This is a genomic window from Candidatus Erwinia dacicola (assembly GCF_001756855.1).
Lineage (GTDB): Bacteria > Pseudomonadota > Gammaproteobacteria > Enterobacterales > Enterobacteriaceae > Erwinia > Erwinia dacicola.
The window spans coordinates 14,518-26,529 of record NZ_MAYS01000142.1; the positions used below are offsets into that span (position 1 = coordinate 14,518).

The following is a 12,012-nucleotide window of genomic DNA, read 5'->3' on the forward strand; positions in this document are numbered from 1 at the left end:
TCCTTTATTCGATGATTGCGCCGGGACATTTTTTGTTGAAGTCGTCTTGTTTCGCATCAGCGCCGCCACCTCGAACTTCCGGCTCTGGTTTGATGGCTTTCTTAGGCTTCGGTGCAAGATGTACTTGCTTGCTAATCTGACCTAAGAGGAATGCTGCGCGAATTGGGTCTGTCTCAGCGGCTACACGCTGGCGTAGTTGCTGGCTCTTACCTAGCCCGTAGGCAATCAGTTCTGAGCCTTCGTCGGCACAGTGAATCAGTATTTCCTTATGCAGGTCTGGCACCTCTGCTCTCACGATTTCCTCCATCTCCTGGTAATCTTTCACCGGGAGTTTGGCGGCTCGCTGCTTATGGGCTTCTACCCGCTGCTGGAAACGTTGCTGATATTCCTGTTGCTGGCGTTCTTTCTGCTGCATCTGCTGTTCGGCACGGCTCTTTTTCTCATGCCAGTCAGTTATTGCTTGTTCAAACGCTTCCTCGTCGTATTCGCACGACTCAAGAGTCGGCTTCGGCGGGATGACGTCTGTTTGCTGCTGTGGTTGCTGCTCTGTCGGCCTGGATTGGACTTGCTCAAGCTGACGTCGCAGTTCCCGTAACTCTTTATCTTTTTCGCGGTTGTTCTTGCGTAAATCTTTCACCCATTGAGGAGCAGGCTGACCATCAACGTGATCGTCATCCTCTTCTGTTAGTGGGATTTCTTCATCACCGACGCGCAGGGAGTATTCTTCCGGCTGCTCTTCGGCCTGTTCACTCTCGGTCTCCTCTTTCGCTTCCGATTCCTGGACTTGCTCCTCAGTTTTCGGTTGCTCAGTGGTTACTTCTTCGGCTGATTCCTGTTTTTCAGACAGGTCAATAACCTGACCGTCGATGATCAGTTCGCTTTCCATTGATTACTCCTGCTTAGCTCGGCATTGAGTCTGCCGGTGACTGTGGTGATGTAGGTATTTGTGATTGTTGCGATTGAAGGACTTCATTCAGGAGCTTGATAGCATCCATGACGCCCTGTTTATTGATGTGTTCTGCCTGAGAAAGCTTATAAACAACGTTGGCCTGGCTTTCCTGAGCATCTTGCTGCGCAGTGAACGCTTTGATAAGCGTATTGCGAGTCTCGTTGTCGGCTTTCTTCTCTTCAGCTTGAGCTGCAACCATCTGAGCCTGAGCAAGTACCATTTCAGGGTTGGGCTGGTTAGCCGCTGCCTGCTGTGCCTGCATGACAACCTGCTGCTCTTTAGCGTTGCGAGGTTTAACTACTCCTGCTGTGAGTAACTTATTGCGGTTGTATTCCTTGTAATCATCCAGCCCTTCACCATCCATATTGTCCATTATCAAGCCGCGAATAACGCCAGCTTCGGGGTCTTGAGGCAGCATGGTGTTCAGCACATTCGTCAGCGCAGCTACCGTTGCATCTCTCCTTGCTGTGTAACTAGGACCAACATCAACAGTGACATCGTATCGACCAGTAGAAAGGTCATTCAGTGCAACTACTCGCCCGGTCTGACGATCGACAACCTGCGCATTCATCAGTGCGATATCGTCAGTGCCATCCTCGTTGACGACACGAACCTCGCGATCTGAACCGTAAACCTCACGAGCCATGGACAACCAGACCTCACCTGCACGTTTCAGGCTCTTTGCCATGTTGTCCAGGTAGATGAACGATGCCATGTCAGAGCGGCTCATCAGGTTGTTAACTGTCTCCTGTGCAATGTTGCTTGGCATCTGCTGCATTGCCTGGCTGCCACCGGTTACTTCCTGAATGTCAGCACTGGTCTGCTGAAGTAATGCCGCCAGAGCCTGATTCATTACTGCTGGCTGCGTGTAACCTGCTGGCGTTGCACCTGCAATGATGTTTCCGGCTTTATCCTTCACTTCACGCAATGGCAGGAATGCTGGACGTTTCTTGTTTCGAGCTTCCCAATGCTTCTCAAGGCCTCGTATCTGCTCCATGCCAACGATAGGGATCTGTCCTGGGTCTTGTGCAGCTGTGTCAGCCAACATCGAAACCTGAAGGTTGTATAGGCGCTGTGGGTCCATCGCTTTTGCAATGTGCCCCTCTACTCGCTCTATGTCGTCAATGAACCAACGCTTACCATATACCGGGATGAGCGGGATATGCTCACCAGGAATACGGCGCGGCTTCTCAAGGAAGTTCTGACCGTCAACCACTGAGACATAGACTCTGCGACGCTTAACAGAACGGCGCGCAACCTCTTCGAAGCCTGCGACAGCCAGCTCATCCTGAATGTCTTCAATCTGGTCGCTGTCGTAGGTGGCAATCTCACCAGTTAGCGGCTGGCGATAACTGATTACGTCGACTGACTCCTTGCGCACTTCATAGTATTTCGCGATGTACACAACTTCAGGCTCGAACCAGTCATACTCCCAGCTTGTCATTGTCGTTACATCGAGCGATGACGGAGGCGCCTTGCCATACTCAGCCTCGTACTTCTCAGGTGAGAGTGAGTACATGCAGAACGCCCACATAGCGTCTGACTTGTCATACTTCTTCGCATCGGGGTCGAACCAGACGGAGCGTGACGGGTCGTAGATGGGCTCGATAGCGATGCGTTGACGCTCATCCATCGGGTCGTATTCATTGACCAGCATTGAGGTTAAGCGGAAGCAACCAAAGCCGCCTGTCGCCGCATCGTCGAATGCGTTGTCACATGCTTCACCACCGTCAGTCTCTTCGTAGTCAGCTCGGAACAGGCCATTCAGCTTGTTCGCTAACTCTTCGCTGGCCTCTTTGTCGCCCGGGCGAAACTTAACAGTGATACGGTTGTTGCGATACTCAGCTATGATGCGGTTAAGCTCTGTCGCTACTTTGTTAATCTCAAACTTAGGGTACTTCTCGAACTGGTCATCAAGCTTGGTTCCCGCTGCCGTTGCTCCTTCCCATTGACCGCCAGGGACACGAGCGAATCGCGTAGCCTCAATGCACTTTTCGCGCACGTCTTGCTGCGGCGTATAGGCGCGGTCAAACCTGAGCATGACGCGCTCATGTTTTTTCTCTAATGTCTCTGCCATTTTTACCAACCGGAGGATGAGGGAACGTAGATGTCCGTTTCTTCTGAAGCTAATGCCGGGCAGTGCATGCACATCATCAGTGCGTCTGCCAGGTTAGGGGATGGAATTCCAAGCTTCTGCTTCATATCGACCTTGGTCATAAGCTCAAGCTTGCCGTTACCGTTGAATTTGCGTTGTATCTGTGTGAGTTCTGCGAATAACTTCTCAAGCATCTTCTCGCCGATAGCTTCCTTGTCGAAACTCAGCATTTCGTCAGGGTCAGCGTATTCACCATGCTCTACTGCCCGGTACGTCAGGTAAAGCCTGTCAGCCAGCGTGTAATAGAACTGCGCTCGCTTATTGCGGAATACATCACCGATAGTTCGGATGTTGTCACCCTGCACCACTTCGTCAGCCCATGCTCCGGCCTGATATGGCGCATCCTCATCGAATGGCGATTCGCTACCCTTGAACATCGTCACGGTAACTTTCTTTCCACTGAACGAATCTGTTATCTGCCGACGCAGGCCGGCGCCTAATCCGTCTCCGTCAAACAGGAAGTGATCTGCGTTGTCACCGACTGCCAAATCGGCAGCCCAATCAGCTCCTTCATTGACATCCATCAACGTGCCTTCAGCTATCCGCTTAACCACTGAGCCGTGACGCATTGCATATCCTTTGGCATCCGGCCCTGTGTCTGATGGGTCGTGAGCTGCGATAACAGCACCTCTCGCCTTCCATCCAAGGCGCTTGTGCGCATCTGTGGCCGCTTCCAGCCATTCACGACTGATGATTGCCATATCACTTGCGCTTACCGGCTCACCTAGCCAGATGTGACGATACAGAGTAGGGTTACGCCGCTTGCACTCTTCCATCTCCAGGCGAAGAACCTCAGGAAAGTGCGGGTTGTCGGTGTAGTTAACCGTCAGTAGGCAGATGTCATCTGGATGGTCAACAACAAAGCGCTGATAGGTATCATCCAGAATGTTCTTCGGGTTGAAGCTCACCCATATTTCAGAGTGCGGCTTACGGATTGTTGGGATGAGGATATCCCATGATTCCTTCGTTACAGCCTCAGCCTCTTCCACCCAACAGATGTCTATACCTTCAAGGGATTTAATCTTAGTTGGATTGTTCTTGATGCCGTAGAACATGAACTCAGCGTTAGTGCCAAGATGTCGAATCATAGAGCGCTGTATTTCGAACTCAGCCGCATAGCCTTCACGCTCTATTGTGTCCTCAAGCAACCTGATTACTGAGTCACTGATGCTGTTCTGCAATTCACGAGCGCATAGGATTCGAACCGCCTGACGCCTTGCTGCCTCTATAAGTAATCTTGCTATTGCCCATGACTTACCGCTACCTCGACCGCCCTTGGCGACTTTGTAGCGATGCGCCTCGATGAACGGTTGGAAGATAGGGTTAATCGTTGTCATTTTCCGAATAGCGTACTCATTGGTGAGGTTTCAATCTGGATAGCACCGCCATCCTTGCCGACTATCTCATTGGTAATCTTGTCGCCATATTTCTTTGGAGCCATTCGTGAAAGGATCCACTTTCGCGTATCAACTTGTAGTCTTGCCTTCGATACCGCAGCGCTTTCTTCAACTACCGTGTCGGCGATATCCATCATTTCTTCAAAGATGGAATCAGCCCGGCTCTCAGTAGCTTTCGCGTATTGGTCTCTAAACTCGGAATGTTCTGCTATCCAGCGAAAGATAGTTGCCTTTGCTGGCATGCCAGGATGCTTGCAGATAGAACGAATGCTTTCACCATCAGAAAGCCTTGAGCATATGTCGGCGGCTACCTCTGGTAGATAATCAGAAGGGCGACCGCCTTTGTTTCTCTCAGTCGCCATAGTTCATTACGCCTTAGTGAATGCTTGTGCGTACTCTACTGTGCGACCCGGACCCATCTGAATAACGCTCATGTCACCCAAAGGAAGGAAGCCAGCAGTAATCTTCGCGTTGCACTTGATAGTGAAATCAGCGCGATCCTGACTTACCACGATGTCGTAATCCGTTGCTGTAGTGCCGCCTGCTGCTACAACCTGGAAGTATTCCGTCTTACTGATAGTTGCATGCACACCACGTAGACTGCCTTGCGGGAATCGCGATGCAGCGATATGCGCCTTAACCACAGTGACGAGGTTAGCGACAGAGCCAGCCGTTGCTGTCTGAATAGATGTAATTGCCATGATTGTTCCTTTAGCTGATAGAGACTTCGGCTGAGTCGCCGTCATTTGAAGCGGTTCGAATCCAGGCGATAGTTGGAGGGGTAATCGTTGCCCAATTATCGTCGTTGTCGGTCAACATATGACCCTGCCAGAAGCCATTTCCCGGATTGGTTGTTGCATCCGCTAAGCGCACGGCTCCAGAAAGCACCTGAACTGTTTTAGTCTGCGTTCCGTCAGTTACCTGAATCCATGCAGAGCCAACCGTTAGCATTGATGTGTTAATCGCCATGGTTAACTCCTTTACGTTAATGGCTGCATGAATACTTCAGAGATGGTTGCTGTGGTTCCTGTTGTTCTACGTACTGCGCAGTAATGGCCAGCAGGCACAAGCCAGGTTAACTGACCTCGGTCACCTGAGCCCATTCCTATAGATACTGCTATGCCAGTTAGTGATGATCTGAATGAAGCAACTCGCTTGGCTGTTGCAGTATTACCTGAAGCAACGTCAACTGATACTGGGCCTACCCATAGCTCGACAACATCAGCCAGCGTTGCGGCCAGTGTTATTGAGTAGGCAACATCAATCATCACAGAGAGGAAGTGAGGCTTCGTTGTGTCTGTTGCCCGGAATGAGGTTCCGAGCGTTACCGCAGTGGTTATACCTGTACCAGGAGATAAGCCGACGCCTTGGGGACCAATTGACCCAGTGGCACCGGTAGCTCCAGCTGGTCCTATTGCACCAGTAGCACCTGCGGGGCCGGTTGGTCCTTGAGGTCCTGTTGGACCTTGCGATCCTGTGGGCCCAGGCATTCCATAAACCCGGCCTTTATAGATAACCATCTCATACCCCTTACGGTTTATGCGAAAAGGTCTAACACTTCCTTAGCTTCACGGATTGCTTTCTCGGTCTTAGCAAGAGCCGTTGTTTCATTGGCTGTTTTGGCATATGCATCTTTGAACAGCTCAAAGTTCAGCTCGTTGCCGGCGATAAACTCAATGGCTTTTTCGGTAGCGGCTGAGTCATTCATCACCAGGCGGTAGACTTCGAGCTTCAGTTTCTGTGCATCTGTCATTTGGGTAATGTCTGCCATTGTTGGCTCCGTTGGTTGTTATCCCGTGGTGGGGATGAACGAAAGAATCAGGATGATTGTTGAGGCTGCCAGCGTTATGACAGACGCGAATGCAAACGCGTAATGCACGAAGGTGATCAATCTGTCTTTGGCTGAGTGCTTTGGTAGCGGGTGGTTAAGAACGTCATCGCGTATGAATGACATTCCGTAGAGCAGCGTTATTTCACGCTCTCGTTTTCGCATAATGAATCCCACTTGTCGTTGTGGGCGTTGATCGCCTTTACTGTCCTTGCATCCATCAAGTCAGGGTCTTTGCCGTGCGTGATAATCGGCCCGAATGCTGTGCAGGCTGAATCAACGTTGATGTACTTAATCGTCGGCGTGGTACTTTGATTTCCGCATGCGGTCACGAGCAGCGTCATCAGAAAGAGACTGATTCGTTTGGTCTGCATCTTTGGCAACCTTAATGATTGAGGCCTGCTTATCGGTGGCAGCTTGAGACTGCTTCACGGTTTGGTTAGCAGTTTCAACATCAGCCCTTGATTTGGCCTCTGTTGTTCCCTTGCTCTTACCAGTGAACCATGCGGCCAGCACAGCTACGATGATCCCAGCAATGCCGAAGATGTATTGCCAGCCTGATGCGATAAGGTTTGTCATTTCCCATCGCCCTTATCTTTTGGTGGCTTCTGTAGGGTCATCCTCGACAGAACGCCAACAACCATCAGGACAATCGCACCGACACGCATCCAGCTTGAGGGGATTTCAGCTTTCCATTCAGGGGGAAGCTCAAACCAGATAGTCGGCAGAGCGCCCAGAGCCAGAATCACTTTTGTTGAATTCCATCGCCACCAGTGCCGCCAGTCATCAACGAGTCGAGGTTTCATAACAGCCCCGCATATGCAGTCATCTCACCGGTGCGCATCACCTCGGCATGGCGTTTAGCGCGATTAGGTGTTTGCTTAGCCCACAGGCTTGATAGCATTCCGTTGGCTGCGCCTGCATAGTTTCCTGCCGCTATCATTGCGAGCGTATTCTTGAATCCTGCCAGACCATTAACACCCATCTGGTAAGCCATGCTTATCAGGATGTCTCGACGTGCCGGGTTACAGGATTTCATTGCAGCAACAATGGAAGGGTTTGCGTTCATCTTGCTGATTGTGGTTTTGACGAATGACTCAAGCCATACGTCACCAACATCTCGCGGAACGGTGAAGGTGTAATTGCTTAACGAAGCGCCCTTAGGGCCAATCTTGATACCGCAAGCCACTGTCGGATAGCCTTCGGTATCAATGTAAGGTTTCTCACGATAACCCTCTTCGTAATTAAGCAGGGGGATTATTTGACTCATTGCGCCGGTCTCCGTACTGCATCCGTAGAGCGTTTTCTTCTCGGCGATCTCGTTTTCGTTGGTAATGCAGATTTATGGCGAACGTAAAGACTGCCAGAACGAAACCGCCGAGAGCCAGCCATTCATTTAATGACATACTCCCTGCCAGAAATGTTGCCCCAGATGTGGTGTAAGCAGCGGCAGTGGTTACTTTGTCTGCCATATTTTTCATTCCAACCTCCAGAACATCAGGAGGATTTGTTCAAATTAGGATTAGGGATGATGGTGATCAGAACAAATCCAGGATACATTTTCGGTGTCGTGGTTTGTTCGTGAGTAAACGCACGGGCAAATCAGGCAAGAGGCTGTTGACGCAGTCTCTTGCCACCCATATTCACGAAGCCCAGCCAATCGCTGGGTTTTCTTTTTTGGCAGCGCCCTACCCCGTCGCCACGAATGTGCAAGGGTATCTGGATGTGTTCTGGTGATTGGTGATAGGACGCTTTCAGAAAGGTCGTGAGGGTTAAGGTGGTGCCTTGCGGTCTTGGATGATGACCACCCGCCCAGTTATTTGCCGGTTACGTTTATCCGGCGTCTTTCGACCGATTGCCTGATGTATCAGGTTAGGTATGTGGTGGCCGGCGCTGAACTCCGGCTCGGTCAGAACAAGTCACTTAAGCCTGTGGCACTCTGACTATTCGGCAATTAGTAAGCGCATCAGCCTGCGCATTCACCACAACGGGAAGCCAACTCTCCCGAATACTTAGTGTCACTCCTAAGCAGGGCATGAAAGGATGCTTTCCGTTGTGTTTAAAACGCAAAAAGCCCCGAGCTATTAACTCAGGGCTTGTTTGTTTGGCTGCTCTGTTCGCTTTTGCTCCGAGCATATACAAATGTACTACTTCCATTTCGCATGCGCAAGCTATTTAGGACAATTTACCTAAATATTATGCAGCCTGTGGAAATTCCTTCTCAATTTCGCGCCTCATCGCATAAAAGATTTCTGAATCGAGCACATTCTCGCACCAGACAACCCTGCGCCTGCACGACTGGATATCCATTCCGGTTACTGCATTCATCAGCCTGGCGATATCTTGCGTGCAATTGCGATTGCAATATCGCTTAATAGCTACATCGCGGACGGGGCTTTCTCGGTGAAACGTCTTGACCATCACGCGTTCAACGAAAGCAGCATCATCGGATTCTTTGGCGAGAGCGATGATGTTGCTGAACGATGATTGAGGGATGACCAGTTCGCGAGCTTTCTGATAGAGCGCATCTCCACGCAGTCCATCCTCTTGGTAAAGGCGCATGACGACAGACTCAATCTGCTTGGCCTTGTCATCACTCCACTGGCTACGAATCATCAGGCGACCGATAACGTTGATTGCACCACCAGGGGAATCATCACCGGCGTTGACTTTGCCCCATACCTGTAGCATGTAGTGAACCCATGCTTTCTGGCGTGAGTTGATGGTTTTCTTTGGATGCTTCCATACGCGGCGGAAATGAGCATCGTCGATGAAGTTGACCATGCCGAATATCGGAGTGTGTTTCATGGCTTTATCCCCAGGGCATCTTTAAGTCGAGCAACAACCATTCTGGTAGCGAATGATTCACCGTGACATTTGCTCTGAAGTTCGATTTCCATCAGCGCGGACTTAAGAAGCCCTCTGTTAACGGTGATGGGGGTTTTATTTTCTTCGTTAGCCTTCTTCAGCCTTTCAAGAGAGTCTTTGATATCCATCTATGCAGCCTCCGGACCGTCTGGTTTATTCAACCCCAAGCGATTAATCAGCTCGCGGCGACGTTCTGCCAGTAAACTCACAGCTCGTTCCGCATCTGCAATCTGCGCATCAATATCCTTGAGTTTCTCCATGTCTGCATGACGCTGCCATTTGACTTGCTGGATGTTGGTTACTGAGCACATGTTTTACCTCTACCGCCTTGATGAACCATGAGAACGCCGTTAACGATGGCGTGGTGCTTGCATTCGTTATCCCGTGCGTAGCGCTTAACCGTGCTTCTGTCGCAGGATAATCGCCGTGCTACTTCTGCGATGTTTCCCCGGGTATCTACCAGGTGTTCTGGTATAGATTTGATGGTGGGTGTCATGCTGCCTCCAGTAGTTCTGTAATCATTGGCAAGCTCCCGCATGTCTCAGTCACTACCAGCACAAGCATTCCGCCTTTAATCGCCTGACAGCGCTTAATGCGCATATCGTCTATCTGGCCGTCATCCAGCCAGAAGCCCGCACTGGTGAGTGCGTCAAAAACGGCTTTGGGCAGATTGTCCAAATCTCGTTTGCGGTTATCGGGGGGTGCTGCGTGGATGGTGATTCTGATGCGAGGTGTGATTTTGATGTCTAACTGTTTTTGCTTGATTATTTCGATTACTTCTTTTCGGTATCTCTTTCCCCAGTCGCTGATGTAGTGGATGCCTCGTGAGTGTCGCCAGTACCGGTTATTGGATGGCGGCCAAGGTAGCTGCAAAAGATATCTATTCATCTGACAGATAACCTCCCTCCATTCGCCAATTGTTTAAGCGTAAGGACAATGGCTCTATCCATTTCAGCCCTGCGTTCTTCCCGGGTCATATCCTTTCCGTTGTCTATGCGCGTATGGCATTGTTCGCATAGCGCCGCCGTTAAACAGTCATCAACCTTCAGTCCTATTCCCTTCCCTTCGTTCCGGTGTGCAGCCTGAACCCCATAACGACCACACAGAACGCAGCAATCTATCTCCCTGACTGCCTGAAGCCATTTACTGCTCCGGTATATTGCCATCTGAGATATCTCCGTTCGGATCACGATAAATCAGCCATTCATCCACGCATTCAGAACATGCATAGGTTTCCTCTGGTGTTAGCTCTTTCGTGCAGCCTGCGCACAACGTTCGACGTATGCTCTGCTGCTCGTATGATTGGGCTTCTGATTGGCTAAGGGTGCACATAGCATTTCCCTTCGCATTTAGGGCATGCTTTATGCTCAATACCGATGTCTTGCCCGTGGTCAATTTGAATGAATCCATTGCCATCGCAGAAGGTGCATTTGTTGACCTTCATCAGGAAGGCTATCATTGCCGTTTTGATCGGTTCTTTCTCGCCACCATAGTGAGACTCACCTGTTTTGGTGATGGCCTTACACCAGGCATTTTGCGGAGGTTCGTTGACGTCCTCATCGAAGATAATGCTGATGAAATTGTCTTGGATAATAGGCCACGCATCCGAAGCGTTGTTGCATGGGTCATACAACTTCCAGTGCTTTCGATTGCTGGTTATCTTACGCATCAGCACGATACCGCTCATGTGGTCGGCAATGTCTTCGCCGCCGTTTACGAACTGGTAGGTTTCCTCAACTTGCGTTCCAGTAGCATTGGCAACCAGCTTGTTAATTTCAAAATCTGATAACTGTGAATAGTCCATATTTAACTCCAGATTCTTTGCTGATACTGACTCCTACCCTTTGGCTCGCTGGCGTACTCTGGAAGCAATGCGGAAACCACCCATAACCTGGGGTCTGCGCTTAGCGTTCGTTGAGTTTTTACGTTGCGGGATTGGTAGGCGGTGATTAACTGGTTGGCTTCTTCGTTGGTGAGATTTAAGTGATGGAACCATGTGAGTCTTGCCACACATCCTCCTTTGTCTCCGGTAGTGGGAAATCGCCTACTGGTGACCTTTCGCACCGCATGCACCATCGATTCCAGTAAGGTTGATCTGGACGGAATCTCTTATCGTCTTTCCTCTCTCCGCATCTGTCACATCGGATCATGCCGCATCTCCGAATCGCTTGTTGAACTCCAGCTCTCTACGAGAATCATCACTCCACTTTACGTTTCGCTCTGACCCAAACCAGAACATGATTTCGATTAGCTCTGTCATGCTGGCTTTCCGCATCTTGCTGGTGCGTACGCCGAACATAACCACTCCGCCATCAATGCCCGGCGCACTTCTCTGATTCTGTTTTTTAGTCTTCAGCCATAGCGCGGTGAAGATGTCTTTCCAGTCTGCTTCGTCGTAACGATTTCCATGCCAGAGCACCTGCTGAGAAACGTCATGCAGCATCGGCCATAAACGGTCGTTCTGCGCTTTGGTTCTCTTTGGCTCTTTGATGTGGACTTCGTGTGGTGACTTTTCGTCGAGGGGTATTGCAAGGATGGCGTTTATTGCTGACTGCTGTTGCTGCTTACTCCTGAGAAATATCGTCTGTTTCATGGCGAATCCTCATGATGCCAATTTTCATTGTTAACCACATGATTGTCAGGACTAGCAATGTTGAAGTGCATTTCTTATCTGGAAGAACGTCAGGTACATATCCAAAGTGGATAAAATTAACCACTTTGCTGTCGTTCTTTCTCGTCGTATGCCATAGCTCCGTTGAGACGCCAAAACCAATGGTGAGCCGACCGATAAGCCAGTATTTGTCAAAGGTCATAC

At 50.2% G+C, this 12,012-nt stretch carries 22 protein-coding genes; all 22 read right to left on the reverse strand.

All coding sequences use genetic code 11. The annotated features are described in order from the left end of the window. Positions 1–4: 4 nt before the first annotated feature. The 22 genes from BBW68_RS04420 to BBW68_RS04520 all read right to left on the reverse strand — a co-directional run bounded on the left by BBW68_RS04420 (position 5) and on the right by BBW68_RS04520 (position 12,010). Positions 5–886, reverse strand: coding sequence for a phage capsid protein (locus BBW68_RS04420; protein ID WP_070134173.1), 882 nt, complete (start codon positions 884–886; stop codon positions 5–7). A gap of 13 nt (positions 887–899) precedes the next feature. Beyond that, entirely contained in the window at positions 900–3,026 is a 2,127-nt protein-coding gene (locus BBW68_RS04425) for a portal protein (RefSeq protein WP_070134174.1), read from the reverse strand. A gap of 2 nt (positions 3,027–3,028) precedes the next feature. Beyond that, complete coding sequence (locus tag BBW68_RS04430; RefSeq protein WP_070134175.1) at positions 3,029–4,441, reverse strand: PBSX family phage terminase large subunit; 1,413 nt, start codon at positions 4,439–4,441, stop codon at positions 3,029–3,031. Next, on the reverse strand, positions 4,438–4,863 hold the full coding sequence (locus tag BBW68_RS04435; protein ID WP_070134176.1) for a terminase small subunit-like protein: 426 nt from the start codon (positions 4,861–4,863) through the stop codon (positions 4,438–4,440). The genes BBW68_RS04430 and BBW68_RS04435 overlap by 4 nt, the downstream gene beginning before the upstream one ends. 6 nt (positions 4,864–4,869) lie before the next feature. Then, the gene (locus BBW68_RS04440) at positions 4,870–5,202 is read right to left on the reverse strand and encodes a DUF1737 domain-containing protein (RefSeq protein ID WP_070134177.1); all 333 of its coding nucleotides are present in this window, start codon (positions 5,200–5,202) and stop codon (positions 4,870–4,872) included. 10 nt (positions 5,203–5,212) lie between these two features. Then, positions 5,213–5,470: a hypothetical protein gene (locus BBW68_RS04445; RefSeq protein ID WP_070134178.1), complete on the reverse strand. Its 258-nt coding sequence runs from the start codon at positions 5,468–5,470 to the stop codon at positions 5,213–5,215. A 568-nt stretch (positions 5,471–6,038) separates the two neighbouring features. Continuing rightward, a complete protein-coding gene (locus BBW68_RS04450; RefSeq protein ID WP_070134179.1) occupies positions 6,039–6,272 on the reverse strand; it encodes a DUF2560 family protein in 234 nt (77 codons plus the stop codon). 348 nt (positions 6,273–6,620) lie between these two features. Continuing rightward, the gene (locus tag BBW68_RS04460) at positions 6,621–6,908 is read right to left on the reverse strand and encodes a hypothetical protein (RefSeq protein ID WP_070134181.1); all 288 of its coding nucleotides are present in this window, start codon (positions 6,906–6,908) and stop codon (positions 6,621–6,623) included. Beyond that, on the reverse strand, positions 6,905–7,135 hold the full coding sequence (locus tag BBW68_RS04465) for a DUF7940 domain-containing protein (protein WP_070134182.1): 231 nt from the start codon (positions 7,133–7,135) through the stop codon (positions 6,905–6,907). The genes BBW68_RS04460 and BBW68_RS04465 overlap by 4 nt, the downstream gene beginning before the upstream one ends. Continuing rightward, the gene (locus BBW68_RS04470) at positions 7,132–7,599 is read right to left on the reverse strand and encodes a glycoside hydrolase family protein (protein WP_070134183.1); all 468 of its coding nucleotides are present in this window, start codon (positions 7,597–7,599) and stop codon (positions 7,132–7,134) included. The genes BBW68_RS04465 and BBW68_RS04470 overlap by 4 nt, the downstream gene beginning before the upstream one ends. Continuing rightward, positions 7,574–7,810, reverse strand: coding sequence for a holin (locus BBW68_RS04475; RefSeq protein ID WP_047741100.1), 237 nt, complete (start codon positions 7,808–7,810; stop codon positions 7,574–7,576). Before BBW68_RS04475 ends, BBW68_RS04470 begins: the two co-directional genes overlap by 26 nt. A 715-nt stretch (positions 7,811–8,525) precedes the next feature. After that, on the reverse strand, positions 8,526–9,137 hold the full coding sequence (locus BBW68_RS04480) for a hypothetical protein (protein ID WP_070134184.1): 612 nt from the start codon (positions 9,135–9,137) through the stop codon (positions 8,526–8,528). Further along, entirely contained in the window at positions 9,134–9,325 is a 192-nt protein-coding gene (locus BBW68_RS04485) for a hypothetical protein (protein ID WP_070134185.1), read from the reverse strand. The genes BBW68_RS04480 and BBW68_RS04485 overlap by 4 nt, the downstream gene beginning before the upstream one ends. Further along, positions 9,326–9,508, reverse strand: coding sequence for a hypothetical protein (locus BBW68_RS04490; RefSeq protein WP_070134186.1), 183 nt, complete (start codon positions 9,506–9,508; stop codon positions 9,326–9,328). Beyond that, positions 9,496–9,693 (reverse strand): protein ninH, encoded by a 198-nt coding sequence (locus BBW68_RS15760; RefSeq protein ID WP_080178003.1) that lies wholly within the window; start codon positions 9,691–9,693, stop codon positions 9,496–9,498. The genes BBW68_RS04490 and BBW68_RS15760 overlap by 13 nt, the downstream gene beginning before the upstream one ends. Continuing rightward, complete coding sequence (gene rusA, locus BBW68_RS04495) at positions 9,690–10,085, reverse strand: crossover junction endodeoxyribonuclease RusA (RefSeq protein ID WP_070134187.1); 396 nt, start codon at positions 10,083–10,085, stop codon at positions 9,690–9,692. Before rusA ends, BBW68_RS15760 begins: the two co-directional genes overlap by 4 nt. Further along, positions 10,082–10,363, reverse strand: a complete 282-nt coding sequence (locus tag BBW68_RS19530; RefSeq protein WP_070134188.1) for a hypothetical protein — start codon at positions 10,361–10,363, stop codon at positions 10,082–10,084. The genes rusA and BBW68_RS19530 overlap by 4 nt, the downstream gene beginning before the upstream one ends. Continuing rightward, entirely contained in the window at positions 10,341–10,529 is a 189-nt protein-coding gene (locus BBW68_RS19535; protein ID WP_083264795.1) for a protein NinF, read from the reverse strand. Before BBW68_RS19535 ends, BBW68_RS19530 begins: the two co-directional genes overlap by 23 nt. Next, complete coding sequence (locus BBW68_RS04505; protein ID WP_070134189.1) at positions 10,516–11,001, reverse strand: phage protein NinX family protein; 486 nt, start codon at positions 10,999–11,001, stop codon at positions 10,516–10,518. Before BBW68_RS04505 ends, BBW68_RS19535 begins: the two co-directional genes overlap by 14 nt. Positions 11,002–11,176: 175 nt before the next feature. Then, positions 11,177–11,347, reverse strand: a complete 171-nt coding sequence (gene ninD / locus BBW68_RS15770; protein ID WP_083264796.1) for a protein NinD — start codon at positions 11,345–11,347, stop codon at positions 11,177–11,179. Next, positions 11,344–11,790 (reverse strand): recombination protein NinB, encoded by a 447-nt coding sequence (locus BBW68_RS04515; RefSeq protein ID WP_070134191.1) that lies wholly within the window; start codon positions 11,788–11,790, stop codon positions 11,344–11,346. Before BBW68_RS04515 ends, ninD begins: the two co-directional genes overlap by 4 nt. Beyond that, a complete protein-coding gene (locus BBW68_RS04520; RefSeq protein WP_070134192.1) occupies positions 11,762–12,010 on the reverse strand; it encodes a hypothetical protein in 249 nt (82 codons plus the stop codon). The genes BBW68_RS04515 and BBW68_RS04520 overlap by 29 nt, the downstream gene beginning before the upstream one ends. Between the last annotated feature and the right edge of the window lie 2 nt (positions 12,011–12,012).

Excerpts from the sequence above, each read along its gene's own strand:
- BBW68_RS04420 (WP_070134173.1), bottom strand. The coding sequence starts at position 886 with ATGGAAAGCGAACTGATCATCGACGGTCAGGTTATTGACCTGTCTGAA.
- BBW68_RS04425 (WP_070134174.1), bottom strand. The coding sequence starts at position 3,026 with ATGGCAGAGACATTAGAGAAAAAACATGAGCGCGTCATGCTCAGGTTT.
- BBW68_RS04430 (WP_070134175.1), bottom strand. The coding sequence starts at position 4,441 with ATGACAACGATTAACCCTATCTTCCAACCGTTCATCGAGGCGCATCGC.
- BBW68_RS04435 (WP_070134176.1), bottom strand. The coding sequence starts at position 4,863 with ATGGCGACTGAGAGAAACAAAGGCGGTCGCCCTTCTGATTATCTACCA.
- BBW68_RS04440 (WP_070134177.1), bottom strand. The coding sequence starts at position 5,202 with ATGGCAATTACATCTATTCAGACAGCAACGGCTGGCTCTGTCGCTAAC.
- BBW68_RS04445 (WP_070134178.1), bottom strand. The coding sequence starts at position 5,470 with ATGGCGATTAACACATCAATGCTAACGGTTGGCTCTGCATGGATTCAG.
- BBW68_RS04450 (WP_070134179.1), bottom strand. The coding sequence starts at position 6,272 with ATGGCAGACATTACCCAAATGACAGATGCACAGAAACTGAAGCTCGAA.
- BBW68_RS04460 (WP_070134181.1), bottom strand. The coding sequence starts at position 6,908 with ATGACAAACCTTATCGCATCAGGCTGGCAATACATCTTCGGCATTGCT.
- BBW68_RS04465 (WP_070134182.1), bottom strand. The coding sequence starts at position 7,135 with ATGAAACCTCGACTCGTTGATGACTGGCGGCACTGGTGGCGATGGAAT.
- BBW68_RS04470 (WP_070134183.1), bottom strand. The coding sequence starts at position 7,599 with ATGAGTCAAATAATCCCCCTGCTTAATTACGAAGAGGGTTATCGTGAG.
- BBW68_RS04475 (WP_047741100.1), bottom strand. The coding sequence starts at position 7,810 with ATGAAAAATATGGCAGACAAAGTAACCACTGCCGCTGCTTACACCACA.
- BBW68_RS04480 (WP_070134184.1), bottom strand. The coding sequence starts at position 9,137 with ATGAAACACACTCCGATATTCGGCATGGTCAACTTCATCGACGATGCT.
- BBW68_RS04485 (WP_070134185.1), bottom strand. The coding sequence starts at position 9,325 with ATGGATATCAAAGACTCTCTTGAAAGGCTGAAGAAGGCTAACGAAGAA.
- BBW68_RS04490 (WP_070134186.1), bottom strand. The coding sequence starts at position 9,508 with ATGTGCTCAGTAACCAACATCCAGCAAGTCAAATGGCAGCGTCATGCA.
- BBW68_RS15760 (WP_080178003.1), bottom strand. The coding sequence starts at position 9,693 with ATGACACCCACCATCAAATCTATACCAGAACACCTGGTAGATACCCGG.
- rusA (WP_070134187.1), bottom strand. The coding sequence starts at position 10,085 with ATGAATAGATATCTTTTGCAGCTACCTTGGCCGCCATCCAATAACCGG.
- BBW68_RS19530 (WP_070134188.1), bottom strand. The coding sequence starts at position 10,363 with ATGGCAATATACCGGAGCAGTAAATGGCTTCAGGCAGTCAGGGAGATA.
- BBW68_RS19535 (WP_083264795.1), bottom strand. The coding sequence starts at position 10,529 with ATGTGCACCCTTAGCCAATCAGAAGCCCAATCATACGAGCAGCAGAGC.
- BBW68_RS04505 (WP_070134189.1), bottom strand. The coding sequence starts at position 11,001 with ATGGACTATTCACAGTTATCAGATTTTGAAATTAACAAGCTGGTTGCC.
- ninD (WP_083264796.1), bottom strand. The coding sequence starts at position 11,347 with ATGATCCGATGTGACAGATGCGGAGAGAGGAAAGACGATAAGAGATTC.
- BBW68_RS04515 (WP_070134191.1), bottom strand. The coding sequence starts at position 11,790 with ATGAAACAGACGATATTTCTCAGGAGTAAGCAGCAACAGCAGTCAGCA.
- BBW68_RS04520 (WP_070134192.1), bottom strand. The coding sequence starts at position 12,010 with ATGACCTTTGACAAATACTGGCTTATCGGTCGGCTCACCATTGGTTTT.